General features: G+C 72.4%; 18 protein-coding genes. 10 read left to right on the top strand and 8 right to left on the bottom strand.

The window, feature by feature from the left end:
* Positions 1-340: 340 nt before the first annotated feature.
* Entirely contained in the window at positions 341-1330 is a 990-nt protein-coding gene (gene moaA, locus BGM09_RS14030) for a GTP 3',8-cyclase MoaA (RefSeq protein ID WP_317452695.1), read from the top strand.
* An 83-nt stretch (positions 1331-1413) separates the two neighbouring features.
* Here the strand turns inward: moaA and BGM09_RS14035 are convergent, their stop codons facing one another.
* Together BGM09_RS14035 and BGM09_RS14040 are read right to left on the bottom strand one after the other, a co-directional pair.
* Positions 1414-1665 (bottom strand): hypothetical protein, encoded by a 252-nt coding sequence (locus BGM09_RS14035; RefSeq protein ID WP_411158302.1) that lies wholly within the window; start codon positions 1663-1665, stop codon positions 1414-1416.
* 146 nt (positions 1666-1811) lie between these two features.
* On the bottom strand, positions 1812-2192 hold the full coding sequence (locus BGM09_RS14040) for a DUF3099 domain-containing protein (RefSeq protein WP_188281884.1): 381 nt from the start codon (positions 2190-2192) through the stop codon (positions 1812-1814).
* A 239-nt stretch (positions 2193-2431) separates the two neighbouring features.
* Here BGM09_RS14040 and BGM09_RS14045 point away from each other — a divergent pair, with 239 nt between their 5' ends.
* Positions 2432-2716: a GlsB/YeaQ/YmgE family stress response membrane protein gene (locus BGM09_RS14045; RefSeq protein ID WP_188281885.1), complete on the top strand. Its 285-nt coding sequence runs from the start codon at positions 2432-2434 to the stop codon at positions 2714-2716.
* 20 nt (positions 2717-2736) lie between these two features.
* On the opposite strand, the gene BGM09_RS14050 is transcribed toward BGM09_RS14045, so the two are convergent.
* The 3 genes from BGM09_RS14050 to BGM09_RS14060 are packed head-to-tail and all read right to left on the bottom strand — an operon-like array spanning position 2737 to position 6220.
* A complete protein-coding gene (locus BGM09_RS14050; RefSeq protein ID WP_317452696.1) occupies positions 2737-3294 on the bottom strand; it encodes an RNA 2'-phosphotransferase in 558 nt (185 codons plus the stop codon).
* Positions 3295-3299: 5 nt separating this feature from the next.
* The gene (locus BGM09_RS14055; RefSeq protein ID WP_188281886.1) at positions 3300-4694 is read right to left on the bottom strand and encodes a metallopeptidase TldD-related protein; all 1395 of its coding nucleotides are present in this window, start codon (positions 4692-4694) and stop codon (positions 3300-3302) included.
* Positions 4691-6220: a TldD/PmbA family protein gene (locus tag BGM09_RS14060; RefSeq protein WP_188281887.1), complete on the bottom strand. Its 1530-nt coding sequence runs from the start codon at positions 6218-6220 to the stop codon at positions 4691-4693. The genes BGM09_RS14055 and BGM09_RS14060 overlap by 4 nt, the downstream gene beginning before the upstream one ends.
* 257 nt (positions 6221-6477) lie before the next feature.
* Here BGM09_RS14060 and BGM09_RS14065 point away from each other — a divergent pair, with 257 nt between their 5' ends.
* From BGM09_RS14065 to fabI, 3 genes are all read left to right on the top strand, one after another.
* Positions 6478-7389 carry a lytic polysaccharide monooxygenase gene (locus BGM09_RS14065; RefSeq protein WP_188281888.1) on the top strand — a complete coding sequence of 304 codons (912 nt, stop codon included), beginning with the start codon at positions 6478-6480 and terminating at the stop codon, positions 7387-7389.
* A gap of 121 nt (positions 7390-7510) precedes the next feature.
* Positions 7511-8230, top strand: a complete 720-nt coding sequence (gene fabG, locus BGM09_RS14070) for a 3-oxoacyl-[acyl-carrier-protein] reductase (protein WP_188281889.1) — start codon at positions 7511-7513, stop codon at positions 8228-8230.
* Between the two features lie 4 nt (positions 8231-8234).
* Positions 8235-9026, top strand: a complete 792-nt coding sequence (gene fabI, locus BGM09_RS14075; RefSeq protein WP_188281890.1) for an enoyl-ACP reductase FabI — start codon at positions 8235-8237, stop codon at positions 9024-9026.
* 80 nt (positions 9027-9106) lie between these two features.
* Here the strand turns inward: fabI and BGM09_RS14080 are convergent, their stop codons facing one another.
* The gene (locus BGM09_RS14080; protein ID WP_188281891.1) at positions 9107-9793 is read right to left on the bottom strand and encodes a FadR/GntR family transcriptional regulator; all 687 of its coding nucleotides are present in this window, start codon (positions 9791-9793) and stop codon (positions 9107-9109) included.
* Between the two features lie 22 nt (positions 9794-9815).
* On the opposite strand from BGM09_RS14080, the gene BGM09_RS14085 reads away from it, so the two are divergent.
* The 4 genes from BGM09_RS14085 to BGM09_RS14095 all read left to right on the top strand — a co-directional run bounded on the left by BGM09_RS14085 (position 9816) and on the right by BGM09_RS14095 (position 12591).
* Positions 9816-11246, top strand: a complete 1431-nt coding sequence (locus tag BGM09_RS14085) for a CynX/NimT family MFS transporter (RefSeq protein WP_188281892.1) — start codon at positions 9816-9818, stop codon at positions 11244-11246.
* A 42-nt stretch (positions 11247-11288) separates the two neighbouring features.
* Positions 11289-11411 (top strand): SGM_5486 family transporter-associated protein, encoded by a 123-nt coding sequence (locus BGM09_RS38495; protein ID WP_262928365.1) that lies wholly within the window; start codon positions 11289-11291, stop codon positions 11409-11411.
* Positions 11412-11602: 191 nt separating this feature from the next.
* Entirely contained in the window at positions 11603-11941 is a 339-nt protein-coding gene (locus BGM09_RS39175; protein ID WP_411158303.1) for a hypothetical protein, read from the top strand.
* A 134-nt stretch (positions 11942-12075) separates the two neighbouring features.
* A complete protein-coding gene (locus BGM09_RS14095) occupies positions 12076-12591 on the top strand; it encodes a SixA phosphatase family protein (protein ID WP_188281893.1) in 516 nt (171 codons plus the stop codon).
* A 60-nt stretch (positions 12592-12651) separates the two neighbouring features.
* Here the strand turns inward: BGM09_RS14095 and serB are convergent, their stop codons facing one another.
* Both serB and BGM09_RS14105 read right to left on the bottom strand, forming a co-directional pair.
* Positions 12652-13896: a phosphoserine phosphatase SerB gene (gene serB / locus BGM09_RS14100; RefSeq protein WP_188281894.1), complete on the bottom strand. Its 1245-nt coding sequence runs from the start codon at positions 13894-13896 to the stop codon at positions 12652-12654.
* 289 nt (positions 13897-14185) lie between these two features.
* Entirely contained in the window at positions 14186-16069 is a 1884-nt protein-coding gene (locus BGM09_RS14105) for a streptophobe family protein (RefSeq protein ID WP_188281895.1), read from the bottom strand.
* A gap of 199 nt (positions 16070-16268) precedes the next feature.
* Here BGM09_RS14105 and BGM09_RS14110 point away from each other — a divergent pair.
* A partial coding sequence (locus BGM09_RS14110; RefSeq protein ID WP_188281896.1) for an FHA domain-containing protein occupies positions 16269-16652 on the top strand: 384 nt, incomplete at its 3' end.

Genomic DNA, 16652 nt, shown 5'->3' on the forward strand with positions numbered 1-16652 from the left:
GCCGGCGGAGCGGCGGGGGACGGTGACGGCGTGGTGGGCACCGCCGGGCTGTCCAACGAACCGGCCGCGCCGCGGTGTCGGTGTGCGGCGCCCGGTGACCTGGTCGCAGGACACGGGCGGCGCGGCGGGCGAGCTCATGACGACCGGACGGTGGGCAGGTGTTTCAACAAATTGTTGTAAAACGGCGCCCGTCGCGTACGCTGCACCGACAGGGCTCCACCCGCCCGGCGGCCCCGCCGGGTTGTCCGTGCGACGTCATAGGGTGGAGGGACGGCGGCGCGCCGAGCGCCCGCCGCAGGAGCGACGGCGCACACAAGCGTCCAGGAGGGAGGCGGAGCCGGTGCTGACCGACACCTACGGCCGAGTGGCGACCGACCTGCGCGTCTCCCTCACCGACCGCTGCAATCTGCGCTGCACCTACTGCATGCCGGAAGAGGGCCTCCAGTGGCTGGCCAAGCCCGATCTGCTCACGGACGACGAGATCGTCCGGATGGTCGGGATCGCGGTCCACGAACTGGGCGTCACCGACGTCCGCTTCACCGGCGGCGAGCCGCTGCTGCGGCCCGGCCTGGTCGGCATCGTCGAGCGCTGCGCGGCCCTGGAGCCGCGCCCCCGGCTGTCGCTGACCACCAACGGCATCGGACTGCGCCGCACCGCCGACGCCCTGCGCGCCGCGGGCCTCGACCGGGTCAATGTCTCCCTCGACACTCTGCGCCCCGAGGTCTTCCACACCCTCACCCGCCGCGACCGGCACCATGACGTCGTCGCGGGCCTGGCGGCGGCGGCCGACGCGGGCCTGACCCCGGTGAAGATCAACACGGTGCTGATGCGCGGTGTCAACGACGACGAGGCGCCCGACCTGCTGGCCTGGGCCGTCGAGCGGGGATACGAACTGCGGTTCATCGAGCAGATGCCGCTGGACGCGCAGCACGGCTGGCAGCGCACCGACATGGTCACCGCCGACGAGATACTCGACCGCCTGCGGACCCGCTTCACCCTGACCACCGAAGGCGAGACGGTCCGCGGCTCCGCGCCCGCCGAGCGCTGGCTGGTCGACGGCGGCCCGGCCACGGTCGGCGTCATCGGCTCGGTCACCCGGCCGTTCTGCCGCGCCTGCGACCGCACCCGGCTCACCGCCGACGGCCAGGTCCGCAACTGCCTGTTCGCCCGCGAGGAGTCCGACCTGCGCGGCCCGCTGCGCTCCGGCGCCGACGACGAGCGGATGGCGGAGCTGTGGCGGGCGGCGATGTGGGGCAAGAAGGCGGGCTCGGGCCTCGACGACCCGGCCTTCCTCCAGCCCGACCGCCCCATGTCGGCCATCGGCGGCTGAACCGCCGCCTCGCTGAACCGCCGCCTCGCGGGGCCGTCCCCTCGCGGAGCCGTCCCCTCGTGGGTCCGGGGCCCGTCGCGCCGCTACTCCGCCCGCTCCCGCTCTCCCCGCTCCCACTCCGCCAGCGGCACGACGTCCTTCAGGAACCCGCGCATCCCCAGGAACTGCGACAGGTGCTCGCGGTGCTCGTCGCACGCCAGCCACGTCTTGCGCCGCTCCGGCGGGTGGATCTTGGGGTTGTTCCAGGCCAGCACCCACACGGCGGGGGTACGGCAGTCCTTGGCCGAGCAGATCGGCTTCTCGTTCTCGTTCACAGTGTTCCCGGCATCGCTCACGACGCCCAGTAAACAGAACCGCCGCCGGGCATGGCGACGCCGGGCAGCCACGGGGGGAGCCGCCCGGCGTCGGTCCGTCGCTCCGACGGGGGATGCGGAGCGCGTACGAAGTATGTCACGCGCTCAACCGTCCGTGGAGTGGAACTTCACGATTGATCTGAGCTTTTCTTGAGGTTCGGCGGCACGGGTACCGGCGCCGGCTCGCCGCGGCCCTCAGGATCGGACGGATCGCTCATTTCGAGCATCGGCCTGGCCTGCGGAAGGACGAACGACGACGGCAGCGAGGGCACGTTCTCCCGGCCCGCGTTCGCGAACACCACCGCCACGTACGGCAGCAGCAGCCCGATCACGAGCATCCCCCAGGCCAGTACCCGCTCCACGTCCCAGAGCACCACGGTGAGGACCACCGAGAGGGTACGGATCGACATCGAGATGATGTACCTGCGCTGCCGTCCGGCCACGTCCTCGGTCAGACCGGTACGCGCTCCCGTGATCTGGAAGACCTCAGGCCCGCCCTGCTTCCGCATCGCGCTCCACCACCCGCTCGCTCCGCCGGACTCTCCTGAGCACGGGTCGGCGCCCGGCCCGGCCTCACCACGGTACGCCGCGTACCGCCCGCCTTCGATAGCGGGGGCGCCATCCGTGCGCCGCCGCTGCCGGGCCGTACGGCGGACGGCCCACTCGACATGCGGCGTAGCCGGAGCGGGCACAGACTGGCCGGACGAGTGCCGGGCGTACGCCGTCCGGACGCGAGGAGGCGAGTGACATGGGTTGGTTGTGGGCGATCATCGTCGGTCTGGTGCTGGGTCTGATCGCCAAGGCGATCCTCCCCGGCAAGCAGTCCCTGCCGCTGTGGCTCACCGTGATCTGCGGTATGGGCGGCAGCATTCTCGGCAACGCCGTGTCCACGTGGATCGGCGTCAACGACACCAAGGGCATCGACTGGACCCGGCACGTGCTGCAACTCATCGGCGCCGTCGTCATCGTGGCGATCGGCGACGCCCTGTGGTCGATGTTCAAGGGCACGCGCAAGACCGCCGCACCGCGGTGACGCCCGCACCGCGGTGACGCTCAGCCCGTGGGGTGCCGCCGCAGCCACCGCGGCGGCACCCGGTCGGTCAGCCACACACCGTTGGCGCTGATCCGGAAGACATGACCCTCGGCGGCCAGCCCCCTGGCGTCCACCGCGAGCACCACAGGACGGCCGTGCCGTGACCCCACGCGCACGGCCGTCTCCACGTCCGCCGACAGGTGCACGTCCTGCCGGGACATCGGCTTGAGCCCTTCGGCCAGGATCAGCGGCAGCGTGGCGGACGCCGTGCCGTGGTAGAGCGTGTCCGGCGGCTCCGCGGCCTCCAGCCCCAGCCGTACGGGCACGGAGTGCCCCTGGCTGGCCCGTATCCGGCGGCCGTCCCCGGAGTACGCGAACCTCTTCTTGTCGTTGGTCGCCACCACATGGTCCAGCTCGGCCCGCGAGAAGCGGCGGCCCCTGGCGGCGCACGCCGCGATCAGCTCGTCCACGTCCGCCCACCCGGCCTCGTCGAGGGTGAGGCCGACGCTGTCGGGCTGGTGCCGCAGCACCATCGACAGGAACCTGGAGATCCTGACCTTCCTCTTCTCGTCGGGCACGGGTGTCAGACCCCCTGGCTGACCGAACTCATGTTGAAGTCCGGAATCCGCAGGGCCGGGGCGGCGGCCCTGGTGAAGTAGTCGCTCCACTCGCGCGGCAGCGTCCGCTCGGTGCGGCCCGCCTCGGCGGCGCGGCCGAGCAGGTCCACCGGGGACTCGTTGAAGCGGAAGTTGTTGACCTCGCCGGTCACCTCGCCGTTCTCGACCAGGTAGACGCCGTCGCGGGTGAGGCCGGTCAGCAGCAGCGTGGCGGGGTCGACCTCGCGGATGTACCACAGGCAGGTCAGCAGCAGACCGCGCTCGGTGTCCGCGACCATCTCCTCCAGCGACCGCTCGCCGCCGCCGTCCAGTACCAGGTTGTCGGCGGCGGGCGCCACCGGCAGGCCGGTCAGCCCGGCGCTGTGCCGGGTGGTGGTGAGCCGGGCGAGCGAGCCCTCGTGGATCCAGTGCACCGGCTCCACCGGCAGCCCGTTGTCGAACACCGAGGTGTCGTCGCCCGAGGAGTGCGCGATCACGAACGGCGCCGCCTCCAGGCCGGGTTCCGCCGGGTCGCTGCGCAGGGTCAGCGGCAGTGGCGACAGCTTCTCGCCGACCCGGGTCCCGCCGCCGGGCTTGCTGAAGACCGTACGGCCCTCGGCGGCGTCCCTGGCCGCGGCCGACCAGAACTGGTAGATCATCAGGTCCGCGACGGCCGACGGCGGCAGCAGCGTCTCGTACCGGCCCGCGGGCAGGTCGATCCGGCGCTCGGCCCAGACCAGCCGGCGGGCCAGGTCGGCGTCCATCGCCAGCGGGTCCACGTCGGTGAAGTCGCGGGTGGCCGCGCCCGCCCACGCCGAGCGCTTGCGGTCCGGGGACTTCGCGTTCACCTCAAGGGTGCCGGTCGGCTGGTCGTGCCGCAGCCGCAGCCCGGCCGAGGTGCCCAGATACGTCGACGTCACCGAGTGGAAGGCGAAGCCGTACAGCTCACGGCCGCCCGCCCGCGCCGTCGCGAACGCCTCGCCGAGCGCGGGCGCGAAGGACGCGAAGACATCGGAGTTGGTCTCGGCGGGCCCGTCGGTGAAGGCCGCCGAGTGCGGCACGCCCGTCACCAGCGGCTGCGCGTCCTCGGCGGGCCCGGCCTCGCGGGCCGCCGCCTCGGCCGCCCGTACCAGCGGCTCCAACTCGTCGGCGGTCACGGCCGAGCGGGACACCACGCCGGACGCGGCGCCCTCGGCGCCGTCCACGGTGGCGATCACGGTGAGAGTACGGCCGCGCGTGACGCCGTTGGTGGTCAGGGAGTTGGCCGCCCAGCGCAGATTCGCGCTGGACTCCTCCTGCGCGATCACCACGCAGCCGTCCGCGTTCGACAGCTCCAGTGCCCGTTCGACGATCTCGTGCGGCTTGGTCGTCACGCTGCTCATCGTCCGGCCTCCTGGGTGGTGTTGAGAATGCTGACGCCCCGGAAGAGGGCGGCCGGGCAGCCGTGGCTGACGGCCGCGACCTGGCCCGGCTGGGCCTTGCCGCAGTTGAACGCGCCGCCGAGCACATACGTCTGCGGGCCGCCGACGGCGTCCATCGAGCCCCAGAAGTCGGTGGTGGTGGCCTGGTAGGCGACGTCCTTGAGCTGGCCCGCGAGCCGCCCGTTCTCGATCCGGAAGAACCGCTGCCCGGTGAACTGGAAGTTGTAGCGCTGCATGTCGATGGACCACGAGCGGTCGCCGACCACGTAGATGCCGCGCTCCACGCCGCCGATCAGCTCCTCGGTCGAGGGCCCGTCGGGCGCCGCCTGGAGCGAGACGTTCGCCATCCGCTGCACCGGGACATGGCCGGGCGAGTCGGCGTACGCGCAGCCGTTGGACCGCTCGAAGCCGGTGAGCTTCGCGATCCGCCGGTCGAGCTGATAGCCGACGAGCGTGCCGTCCTTGATCAGGTCCCAGGACTGTCCCGCCACGCCCTCGTCGTCGAAGCCGACGGTGGCCAGGCCGTGTTCTGCCGTACGGTCGCCGGTCACGTTCATCAGCGGCGAGCCGTACGTGAGGGTGCCGAGCTGGTCGAAGGTGGCGAAGGAGGTGCCCGCGTACGCCGCCTCGTACCCCAGCGCGCGGTCCAACTCCGTGGCGTGGCCGATCGATTCGTGGATCGTCAGCCACAGGTTGGACGGGTCGACCACCAGGTCGTACGCGCCCGCCTCGACCGAGGGCGCGCGCATCTTCTCGGCCAGCAGCTCCGGGATACGGGCCAACTCCGCGTCCCAGTCCCAGCCGTTGTCCGCGCCGGTCAGATACTCCCAGCCGCGGCCGACCGGCGGCGCGAGCGTGCGCATCGAGTCGAAGTCGCCGCTGTCGCCGTCGACGGCGACCGCGGTGAGCTGCGACTGGAGGCGGACGCGCTGCTGCGTGGTCGTGGTGCCCGCGGTGTCCGCGTAGAACTTGTTCTCCTGCACGGTCATCAACGAGGCGTCCGCGTGGTCGACCCCGTCGGCCGCCAGCAGCCGGGCGCTCCACTCCGCGAGCAGCGCCGTCTTCTCCGCGTCCGGCACGTCGAACGGGTTGATGTCGTACGCCGACACCCACACCCGGTCCGCGTGCACCGGCTCGTCGGCCAGCTCGATGTGTTCCCGGGACCCGGCCGCCGCGATCACCTTCGCGGAGAGTTTGGCCATCGCGACCGCCTGCGAGGCGACCTTGGCCGCCGCGTCCATCGTCAGGTCGACCCCGGAGGCGAAGCCCCAGGCGCCGCCGTGCACCACCCGTACCGCGTACCCCAGATCGGTGGTGTCCGAGGTGCCCGACGGGCGCGCGTCGCGCAGCCGCCAGGTCGCGCCGCGCACCCGCTCCAGCCGGAAATCGGCGTGGTCCGCGCCCAGCGCGCGGGCGCGGGCCAGCGCGGCGTCGGCGAGTGCCCGCAGGGGCAGCGCCAGGAATGACTGATCGACCTCATGAGGCACGACGAACTTCCCCTTCGACCGGTTCGACAGGTATCCGCAGTGAATCATGTCCCGCCGACCGCCAGCGCGTGCTTTTCCGCAGGACGCGGCGTGTGCCGCGGTGTGTGCCGCGCGGGCGGCCGGCGAATCGTCAGACGCCGATCCTTACCGACACCTTGAGGTTGGTCCAGACCAATCCCTATGCTCATGACGCCGCCCTCACTCCTGTCCGCTGCACCACACTCCGCACGACACCCGCATGACAAGGAGCCCCCCACATGTCAGTACGCCGTAATGCCGCCGCGGTCGGCGCGGTCGGCGCCGCCGCCTTGACGATCGCCGCGCTCACGCCGGTGACCGCCAGCGCCCACGGCGCGCTCAGCGCACCGGTCAGCCGGATCTCCGGCTGCTTCGCCGAAGGCCCCGAACACCCCCAGTCGCAGGTCTGCAAGGACCTGGTCGCCGACAGCGGCACCCAGCCGCTGTACGACTGGAACGAGGTGAACATCGCCAACGCCAACGGCCAGAGCCGCACGATCATCCCCGACGGCCACCTCTGCTCGGCCAACCGCGACAAGTACCGGGCGCTGGACTGGGCCCGCACCGACTGGCCCGCCACCGCGGTCTCGGCGGGCACCACCACCGTCAACTTCCGTGTCACCGCGCCGCACAAGGGCACGATGACGCTCTACATCACCAAGGCCGGATACGACCCGGCCAAGCCGCTCAAGTGGTCCGACCTGGACGCCACCCCGATCGCCGTCTACAACACCGTGGCCTCCGCGACGAACGGCTACTACACCTTCAACGCCACCCTGCCCAGCCGCACCGGCAGGCAGCTCATCTACCAGGTGTGGCAGCGCAGTGACAGCCCCGAAGCCTTCTACGGCTGCTCCGATGTCGTCTTCGGCCAGGGGGTACAAGCGGCGGCGGCCACCGCGCCCCAGGCGCCGACCAACCAGCAGATCGCGGCTGGCGCGTCCAAGTCCACCGTCAGCCACCACGGTCACGGCGGCGACGTCGCCGTGACATCCACCACGGCGAAGCTCGCCACCAGCGACGTGACCGACAACCGCGCGGCCACCGGCACCCTGGAGACCGCCGTGTCCGGCAGCGCCGTTCTGGCGTCGGGCGCCGTGGGACTGCTGCTCTGGAGCCGCCGCAGGGCCGCGGCCCGCGCGAACGGCTGACCCACGGCTCTGTAGGAAACCCACAGGGACCACGGGAGCAGCCTGTCGGGGCCGATTCCCCGGATCGGTGCGGGGACCGATAGCTTTTCACGGAGAAACTCACGACTGAGGGAGTGATCCGTTGAGCCGCTCGGTTCTCGTCACCGGAGGCAACCGGGGCATCGGCCTCGCCATCGCGCGTGCCTTCGCCGACGCGGGCGACAAGGTCGCCATCACCTACCGCTCGGGTGAGCCGCCCGCCGAACTGGTGGCGCTCGGCTGCCTGGCCGTCCGCTGCGACATCACCGACCCCGAGCAGGTGGAACAGGCGTACAAGGAGATCGAGGAGAAGCACGGGAACGTGGAGGTGCTGGTCGCCAACGCCGGCATCACCAAGGACCAGCTCCTCATGCGGATGTCGGAGGAGGACTTCACGTCCGTCCTCGACACCAACCTCACCGGAACCTTCCGGGTCGTGAAGCGCGCGAACCGCGGCATGCTGCGGGCCAAGAAGGGCCGCGTCGTCCTGATCTCCTCCGTGGTCGGGCTGCTGGGCTCCGCGGGACAGGCCAACTACGCGGCCTCCAAGGCGGGTCTTGTCGGCTTCGCCCGCTCGCTCGCCCGTGAACTGGGCTCGCGCAACATCACTTTCAACGTCGTGGCGCCCGGTTTCGTCGACACCGACATGACCCAGGCGCTCACCGACGAGCAGCGCGAGGGCATCGTGGCGCAGGTGCCCCTCGGCCGCTACGCGAAGCCCGAGGAGATCGCCGCGACGGTGCGGTTCCTCACCTCGGACGACGCCTCGTACATCACTGGAGCCGTCATCCCCGTTGACGGCGGATTGGGCATGGGTCACTGAGAACATGAGCGGAATCCTCGACGGTAAGCGCGTCCTCATCACGGGTGTGCTGATGGAGTCCTCCATCGCCTTCCACGCCGCCAAGCTGGCCCAGGAGCAGGGTGCCGAGATCATCCTGACCGCCTTCCCCCGGCCCACCCTCACCGAGCGCGTCGCCAAGAAGCTGCCCAAGCCGGTCAAGGTCATCGAGCTGGACGTGACCAACACCGAGCACCTGGAGCGTCTGGAGAAGGTGGTCCGCGAGGAGCTGGGCAGCCTCGACGGTGTCGTGCACTCCATCGGCTTCGCCCCGCAGGACGCCATGGGCGGCAACTTCCTCAACACGTCGTTCGAGTCCGTCGCGACCGCGATGCACGTCTCGGCGTTCTCGCTGAAGTCGCTCACCATGGCCTGCCTGCCGCTCATGCCCGCGTACGACAGCGCCACCGGTACGGGCGGCGGCTCGGTCGTCGGCCTGACCTTCGACGCGCAGTACACCTGGACCGGTTACGACTGGATGGGCCCGGCCAAGGCCGCACTTGAGGCCACCTCGCGCTACCTCGCGCGCGACCTGGGCTCGCACAACGTCCGGGTCAACCTGGTCTCCGCCGGGCCGATCGGCTCCATGGCCGCCAAGTCCATCCCCAGCTTCGGCGAGCTGTCCGACACCTGGAACCACCTCTCCCCGCTGGAGTGGAACACCGCCGACCCCGAGCCCGCCGGGCGCGGTGTCGTGGCGCTGCTCTCCGACTGGTTCCCGAAGACGACCGGCGAGATCGTCCACGTGGACGGCGGCCTGCACGCCGTCGGCGGCTGAGCCTCGGCTCCACGGCCCTTCCCGCCGCGACGTCCGGCGTGTGCCCCGTACCGGTTCCTCCGGTACGGGGCACCGCCGTGTCAGGGCGCGAGCGCGGCGCCGAAACGGCAGTGGAAGGCGTGGTCGCGGGCCTCGGCCGCGGCGCGCTCCGGGTCGGTCGCGCGGATCGCGGCGACCAGCCCCGCGTGGTCGAGATGGTCCTCGGGCCGCAGGTCGGTGCCGACGTCGGCCCGCAGGAAGTCCCGCAGCACCTCGCCGAGGTCGGCGTAGAGCGCGGTGAGCACGTCATTGTGCGAGGCGGCCACCACCGTCAGGTGCATGGTCGCGTCGGCCTCGACGAAGGACTCGGCGTCGCCCGACTCCCAGGCCCGTTCGCGCCGGTCGAGCGCCGCGTCGAGCTGTGCCAGGTCGGCGTCGGTACGGCGCTGCGCCGCCAGACTCGCGGCGGTGCCCTCCAGTGAGCTGCGCAGCTCGGCCACGTGCAGCGGGTCGGAGTCGGCGAAGCGCGCCCGCATCACCCCGGCCAGTTCGCTGGTGGCCGCCACGTAGGTGCCGGAACCCTGCCGGATGTCGAGCAGACCGTTGTGGGCGAGCGCCCGCACCGCCTCGCGGACGGTGTTGCGCGCCACTCCCAGCTGCTCGACCAGCTCCGGTTCCGTGGGGATACGGGAGCCGACCGGCCAGGCGCCCGAGGTGATCTGGGCGCGCAGGGTGCCGATCGTACGGTCGGCGAGCGTGGTGTGCCTGGGCACTGGACCGAGATTCATCCCATCATTCTATGATGGGGAAATGCGTGATGACGAATCCCTCGCCCTCGACCCCGCCCGGACGCCGACAACGGCACGGCCGGCGGCCCCCGTGACGGCCGCGGAACCCGTACAGAACACGGCCGCCGGCCTGGTCCCGGACCGTACCGGAACCGCGCCCGCTGCCGCGCCCGCGCCCGCCGGCGGTCTCGCCGGGAACCCCTGGCTGCGCCGCCTCGTCGTCGCCGGTCTCGTCCTGGCCGCGCTCAACCTCCGCCCCGGCATCACCAGCCTGGGCGCCCTGCTCAAGGAGGTCCGCGACGGCCTCGGCATGAGCGGCACCATGGCGGGCCTGCTCACCTCCGTGCCCTCCGCGTGCTTCGCACTCTTCGGCTTCGCCGCGCCCCGGCTGGCCCGCCGCCACGGCCCCGGCGCCGTCGTCTGCGTCGGCATGGCCGCCGTCACCGCCGGGCTCGCGCTGCGCCCGCTGGCCGGGAACACCGCGGTCTTCCTGGCCCTCAGCGCCCTCGCCCTCGGCGGCATCGCCGTCTCCAACGTGCTGATGCCAGTGATCGTCAAGCGCTACTTCCCCGACCGGGTCGGCGCGATGACCGGCCTGTACTCGATGGCCCTCTCCCTCGGCACCGCCCTCGCCGCCGCCGTCACCGTCCCCATGACCCACGCCATGGGCCACGGCTGGCGGCTCGGCCTCGGCGTGTGGGCCGCGCCGGCCGCCGTCGCCGTGGTGCCCTGGCTCGCGCTGTTCCGCGACCGTACGGGCGCGCCGCCCGCCACCGCGTCCCGGAAGGGCGCCGCGGCCGTCAACACCGACGCGGCCGTCAACACCGCCGCGGCCCTGAGGAGTGACGCGGCGCGCGCCGCGGACGGCGGCCACGGCCGTATCACCGGCAGCCGTACCGCCTGGGCGCTCGCCTGCTTCTTCGGACTCCAGGCCACCGCCGCGTACATCACCATGGGCTGGATGCCGCAGATCTTCCGGGACGCCGGACTGTCCGCGGACAAGGCGGGGCTGCTGCTCGCGGTCACCATGGTGATGGGCGTGCCGCTGTCCTTCGTGCTGCCGCCGCTCGCCGCCCGGATGCGGGCACAGGGCCCGCTGGTCGTCCTGCTCGGCGCCTTCGGACTGGTCGGTTACGCGGGCCTGTGGGCCGCCCCGGCCGCCGCGCCGTGGGTGTGGGCGCTGCTGCTCGGCATCGCCAACTGCGCCTTCCCACTGGCCCTGACGATGATCGGGATGCGGTCGCGGACCGGCGCGGGAGTCGTCCGGCTGTCCGCCTTCGCGCAGAGCACCGGTTATCTGATCTCGATCCCCGGACCGATCCTGGTCGGCACCCTCAACCAGGCCAGCGGCGGCTGGGGGCTGCCGATCGCCTTCATGATCGCGCTGATGGTGCCGCAGATCGTCTGCGGGGTGCTCGCCGGACGCAGGCGGCACATCGAGGACGAACTGTGACCCCGGTGCGGCGGCACCGCCGCCCGGTGCGAGACTGAACGCATGCCCGTACTCGAACCGAATCCCCCGCAGAGCCAGCGGCGCCTGCTGATCGTCTTCGGCCTCATGCTCGGCGTGCCCGCGCTGGTCGCCATCGTCGCCACCTTCGCCGCCCGGATGGGCTGACCGCCCCTGCCCACCGGCCGGTTCGGGCCACGACCCCGAGTCCGGGGGTGGGGACAACCCCACCTTCCCTAGGGGGCCAGGGTCAGGGTCAAGTGGGTGGACGGCCGGATGGGACCGCGCGGCGCCCGCCCGTAGCGTCGAAGTGCAAGCAGACAACGGCACTTCGACGGTTTTCCACGGAGGCGGTCACCGTGACCACGCAATCCCCGCACCTCTACTCCCGGCAGTCCCGGCGCACCGTGGACTCCGCCACGGTCGCTACGGCCGCCACGGCCGCTCGGGCCGCCGGGGCCGAGAAGCCCGGACGCCGGAACGCGCCGTCCGGGACCGCGCTGTCCGGAAATGTGCCGTCCGGAAATGTGCAGACGAGCCTGCCGTGGTGGGCCGTCGCCCTGCCCGCGCTCGCCTTCGCCGCGCTGCTCGCCCTCCTCAGCGGCGGCACCGCGGACGCCTCGACCGCGGCCTCCTCCGGTGACCTGCTCGGCCACATCGCCTCCTCGCTGCCGCACCTCGTCCAGCGCGTTCTGTGAGCCTCACCCCCGACCTCCCGTCGTACCCGCTCCGCCCCCCGTACGGCCTCTGACCTGCGCCCCCGGCGGCCCCCGCGGCGGTGGAGATGCGCCATCCCGCGCCTGACAGCGGGTTTTCTGGAAAGCTGAAGGACATGACCGTCGATTCGACCCGCACGATCGTCCTTCTCCGCCACGCCAAGGCCGACTGGCCGTCGGTCGCCGACCACGAGCGGCCACTGGCCGACCGCGGCCGGCTGGACGCCGCCGCGGCGGGCCTCCGTTTCGCCGACGACGGCATCACCCCCGACGTGGCGCTGTGCTCCACCTCGGTCCGCACCCGCGAGACCTGGAAGCTCGCCGCGCACGAAATGCCGCACCGCCCCAAGACCGTCTACGAGGAGCGGCTCTACGAAGCCTCGCTCGGCGACCTGCTCGCGCTGCTCACCGAGACCTCGGACGAGGTCGGCTCGCTGCTGCTGATCGGCCACAACCCCGGCATGCACGCCCTCGCCGACGCGCTCGCGGGCACCGCAGAAGGCGACACCGGGACCCGGATGACCCGTGGCTTCCCCACCGCCGCCTTCGCCGTCGTCACCTTCCCGGGCTCCTGGAAGTCCGTCGAACACGGCGTCGGCCGCCTGACCGCCTTCTGGGCGCCGCACGACTGACCGGTGCGGATGCGTACGGACACGTATCGGCGCCCGGCGCGGCGCGCGAGTTTGTCCCGGTCAGAGCGTCGGTACGCCGTCCAGCGCGTCGGCGGCCTCGATCTCCTCGCGGGTGATGCCCAGCAGATACAGCACGGTGTCGAGGAAAGGTACGGTCACGGCGGTGTCGGCCGCCTGGCGTACGACGGGCTTGGCGTTGAAGGCGACGCCGAGCCCGGCCGCGTTCAGCATGTCCAGGTCGTTCGCGCCGTCGCCGATCGCGACGGTCTGGCTGAGCGGCACCCCGGCCTGCTCGGCGAAGGCGCGCAGCAGCCGCGCCTTGCCCGCCCGGTCCACTATCGGGCCGACGACCTTGCCGGTGAAGCGGCCGTCCACCACTTCGAGGGTGTTGGCCGCCGCGAAGTCCAGGCCGAGTCGCACCTTCAGGTCGTCGGTGACCTGGGTGAAGCCGCCGGAGACCACGCCGACCTGGTAACCGAGCCGCTTGAGCGTACGGACCAGGGTGCGCGCGCCGGGCGTGAGCCGCACCTCGGAGCGGACCTTGTCGACCACGGACGCGTCGAGACCGGCCAGCAGCGCCACCCGCGCGTGCAGCGACTGTTCAAAGTCCAGCTCGCCGCGCATCGCGGCGGCCGTCACCGCGGCGACCTCGGCCTCGCAGCCCGCGTGCGCGGCGAAGAGCTCGATCACCTCGTCCTGGATGACGGTGGAGTCCACGTCCATCACGACCAGCCGCTGGGCCCTGCGCTGGAGACCGGCGGGGACGACGGCCACGTCGATGCCGAGCGCCGCCGCCTCGACCGAGAGCACCGAGCGCAGCACGCCGGGCTCGGCGCCGGAGACGGCGAACTCCACCGCTGTCACCGGGTACTTGGCCAGCCGGAAGATCCGGTCGATGTTGCCGCCCGCGTTGGTGATCAGGGCGGCGGTGGCCGCGGTCGACTCGGCGGTCAGCGGGCGGCCGAGCACGGTGACATGCGAACGGCCCTCGCCGCGCGGCCGGTTGTCGCCGGTGCCGGAGATGATCTCCGCCTCCATGCCGATGGACTCCGCCCAACTGTGCACGGTGGAGCGCAGTTCGCCTTCGAGGCCGGGGGAGGGCGCCGTCACCAGGGCGCACAGCACTATCCGGCCCCGCGTGACGACCTGCTCGATGTCCACCACGTCCACCCGGAAGGCGGCGAGCGTGTCGAAGAGCCCGGCAGTGATGCCGGGACGGTCCTTGCCGAAGATCTTGACCAGGATGGTGGGCGCGTCCGCCGGGGGAACGGCGGCGACAGGCGCGGTCTGCGAGACGTCGTTCATGGTGCCCCCACCGTAGCCGCCCCGCCCGGCCCGATGATCGGCCGTCTCGTGTGCCGGACCGGCCCCAAGCCGGAGGGGCGGTGCGGGGCCGGGTTTTCAGGGGCGCGGGGACGGTGCGGTGCCCTTGCGCAGGGCCGGGTTTTCAGGGGCGCGGGGAACTGCGCGACCAGCCGGCGCGGTGGCGAGCTGTGAATACCGCCCGCGTGGGGCAGACGATGTTCGCTTCCGGGCCGCGAGCCCGAGGGGTGCGGGGCCCCGCAGGCCCCCGCACCCCGGTGGACGTCCGCTCTCAGCGGGGCCTGCGGGGCCCACGCGGCGCGGCGGGCGGCGGCGGAGGCGGCGGCTCCGGCCACTTCTCCTCGGGCCGGCCCGAAGCCCCGGCCCCGCCGGACGCGCCGGCCCCGCCTCGCGGCCCACGGAAACCGGGCGGCGGCGGCCCCGCGATGGTCGGCGCGGCGTCCACCCCACCAGCCTGCGGAGTCCGGTACGGATTCGGCTCGTCACCGGGCCGCGGCCCGGCGTACGGGTCGGGCTCGCCGCCGGGCTGCGGAATCGCGTACGGGTTCGGCTCCTGTCCGCCCCCGGCGTACGGATTCGGCTCCTCGCCGCCCCCGGCGTACGGGTTGGGCTCCTCGCCGTCCTCCGGACGGTAGACCGGGCTCGGCAGATACGGTCCCGCCCGGTAGGCCAGCTCCGGATACGTACGGCCCGCGTCGTCGTCCGCGCCCCCGCCGGAGGCGGAGACGTGCACGCCCTCCTCGGCGCCCGGCGCGGGACCGCCGCTGTCGTAGGCGCCGTCACCCGTATCGGGAAGCGCGCCACCGCCCGGCCTGGCCAGCGCCGCGACCTGCTGTCCCGCCGCCCCGGTGGCCAGCGCGAGCAGCGCGCCCACCGCGCCCATGCCCGCGCCCCAGACGGCGCCGAGCAGCAGCGCCAGCGGGAGGCTGCCGTGCAGATCGACCCCGGCGCCGACGGCGTCGAAGCCGAAGACCGACAGATTCGCGTTGACCTTCACCTTGCTCAGATGCGACAGCAGCGGCAGCGCCACGGCCGTGACCAGGCCGAGCCGCACCGCGCACCGTCCGACGAAACCGCCCTTGGCGACACCGTCGAGCGGGGTGCGGGTGGCGGTGAGCGCGCCCGCGAGCAGCATCATCACCGCGATGGCGACCGGCAGCAGCCAGACCCGGCCGTCGAGTTCGGCCAGCGCGCCCGGTGTGATCGTCTTGCCGGAACCGCCCGCCAGCAGCTTGTCGACGGGATCGGGCAGGAACGACGTCAGCGGCCCCGACGCCTGCCCCTTCCACGGCACGAACAGGCCGAGCGGGACCGCGAGCCACACGCCGTTGGGCGCGCCGATCAGCGCCGCGCCCATGATCCGGCCTGGCTCGTCGCCGGTCAGCGCCGCGTAACAGGCCGCCGCGTCACCCGCGAGCACCGCGACCACCATGACGACGGTCAGCGCGGACACGGCGGGCCGCACCGCACGGTGCACGCCCTCCCATCCGGCCGGCAGCGGTGTCCTGCGCGAGGCGAGCAGCGCGATCAGCAGCACACCGAGCACCCACACCAGGCCGCCCGCCAGGGTCCGCCCGGTGGCGACCTGGAAGGTGATCGACGCCTTGGTCTGGATCAGCCCCTGCAACCCGTCAGTGAGGCCGCCGCTGATCTTGCCCACGCCGGGCAGCTTGCTCAGCAGGTCGTCCGTGGTGCCCTTGGGCGGGCTGAGTGCGGCGCCGTCGATGGCCACCGTGTCCTGCCCCGCCCAGGCGAGACCGCCGAGGACCGCCAGGAACAGCACGGCGGTCGTCACCACCCGCGCCGCCAGTTCCCCGGCACCCACCGTAGGACCGGCCCTGCGCAGCGAGCGCAGGAACACCCACGACAGCAGCAGCGCGCCCACCAGTGCCACACCCAGCGGCGCGATGCCGATCGCGCCCTGGGTCTGTGATCCGCTCAGTCCGAACGCGCCGACGTCACCGCCCGGCCGCACCTTGCCGCCCACCGCCATCGCGACCACGGCGGCCGTCATCGGCCCCAGTGATCCGGCGGTGTCCGCGCCCAGTAGATGTAAGGCGAGAGCGGCGGTGCCCGCCATCGCCAGGAACGCCCAACTCACCGACGCCACAGCGGCGAGCATGACGCTCGTCCAGGGCGTGGTCCGTGCACTCATCCCGACCCCCGAGGCCGTTCGTCCCCCCATGCACCCAATGCGCCCCACTCTCGGGCGCGGACGGGTGCCGCGTCAACGTCCGTTGCTGAACACGTACATCGGGCCTGTTTTCTGTTACGAGACAGGAGCCTGCAATAGTTCCTCCCGAACTTCGCTATCTCTAGACTCCCCCCATGGGGGACTACTCGGGGGACAACACATGGGGCTTGGGGTGCCTGAACTCGTACTCGAATTGAACGGACAGACCCGGACGCTGGACGCGTCGCGCTCGTACAGCCTGGGGCGCGACCCGTCGGGGGATCTGGTACTCGACGACGCCAGGGTGTCGTGGCGGCACGCCACCATCCGCCGTGCGGAACGCGGATGGGTGATCGAGGACCTCGGCAGCACCAACGGCACCTATGTACAGGGGCAGCGGGTCCAGCAGACCGAGGTGGGGGCCGGTTCGACCGTCCACCTCGGCAACGCCACGGACGGACCCCGGCTGAACTTCACCGCGGGCGCGCAGGCCGGCGCCGACGTGTACAGCGCGGAGACCGCGCACGCGGCGCCGCAGCAGCGCTACCAGCAGGCGCAGGGCGGG

This window comes from Streptomyces sp. CBMA29 (assembly GCF_014596445.1).
GTDB lineage: Bacteria > Actinomycetota > Actinomycetes > Streptomycetales > Streptomycetaceae > Actinacidiphila.

What these genes read in the sequence shown, in the direction of transcription:
- BGM09_RS14040 (WP_188281884.1), bottom strand. Translation starts at nt 2,192, where the DNA reads ATGCGGAAGCAGGGCGGGCCTGAGGTCTTCCAGATCACGGGAGCGCGT.
- BGM09_RS14045 (WP_188281885.1), top strand. Translation starts at nt 2,432, where the DNA reads ATGGGTTGGTTGTGGGCGATCATCGTCGGTCTGGTGCTGGGTCTGATC.
- BGM09_RS14055 (WP_188281886.1), bottom strand. Translation starts at nt 4,694, where the DNA reads ATGAGCAGCGTGACGACCAAGCCGCACGAGATCGTCGAACGGGCACTG.
- BGM09_RS14065 (WP_188281888.1), top strand. Translation starts at nt 6,478, where the DNA reads ATGTCAGTACGCCGTAATGCCGCCGCGGTCGGCGCGGTCGGCGCCGCC.
- fabI (WP_188281890.1), top strand. Translation starts at nt 8,235, where the DNA reads ATGAGCGGAATCCTCGACGGTAAGCGCGTCCTCATCACGGGTGTGCTG.
- BGM09_RS14080 (WP_188281891.1), bottom strand. Translation starts at nt 9,793, where the DNA reads ATGAATCTCGGTCCAGTGCCCAGGCACACCACGCTCGCCGACCGTACG.
- BGM09_RS14085 (WP_188281892.1), top strand. Translation starts at nt 9,816, where the DNA reads ATGCGTGATGACGAATCCCTCGCCCTCGACCCCGCCCGGACGCCGACA.
- BGM09_RS38495 (WP_262928365.1), top strand. Translation starts at nt 11,289, where the DNA reads ATGCCCGTACTCGAACCGAATCCCCCGCAGAGCCAGCGGCGCCTGCTG.
- BGM09_RS14095 (WP_188281893.1), top strand. Translation starts at nt 12,076, where the DNA reads ATGACCGTCGATTCGACCCGCACGATCGTCCTTCTCCGCCACGCCAAG.
- serB (WP_188281894.1), bottom strand. Translation starts at nt 13,896, where the DNA reads ATGAACGACGTCTCGCAGACCGCGCCTGTCGCCGCCGTTCCCCCGGCG.
- BGM09_RS14105 (WP_188281895.1), bottom strand. Translation starts at nt 16,069, where the DNA reads ATGAGTGCACGGACCACGCCCTGGACGAGCGTCATGCTCGCCGCTGTG.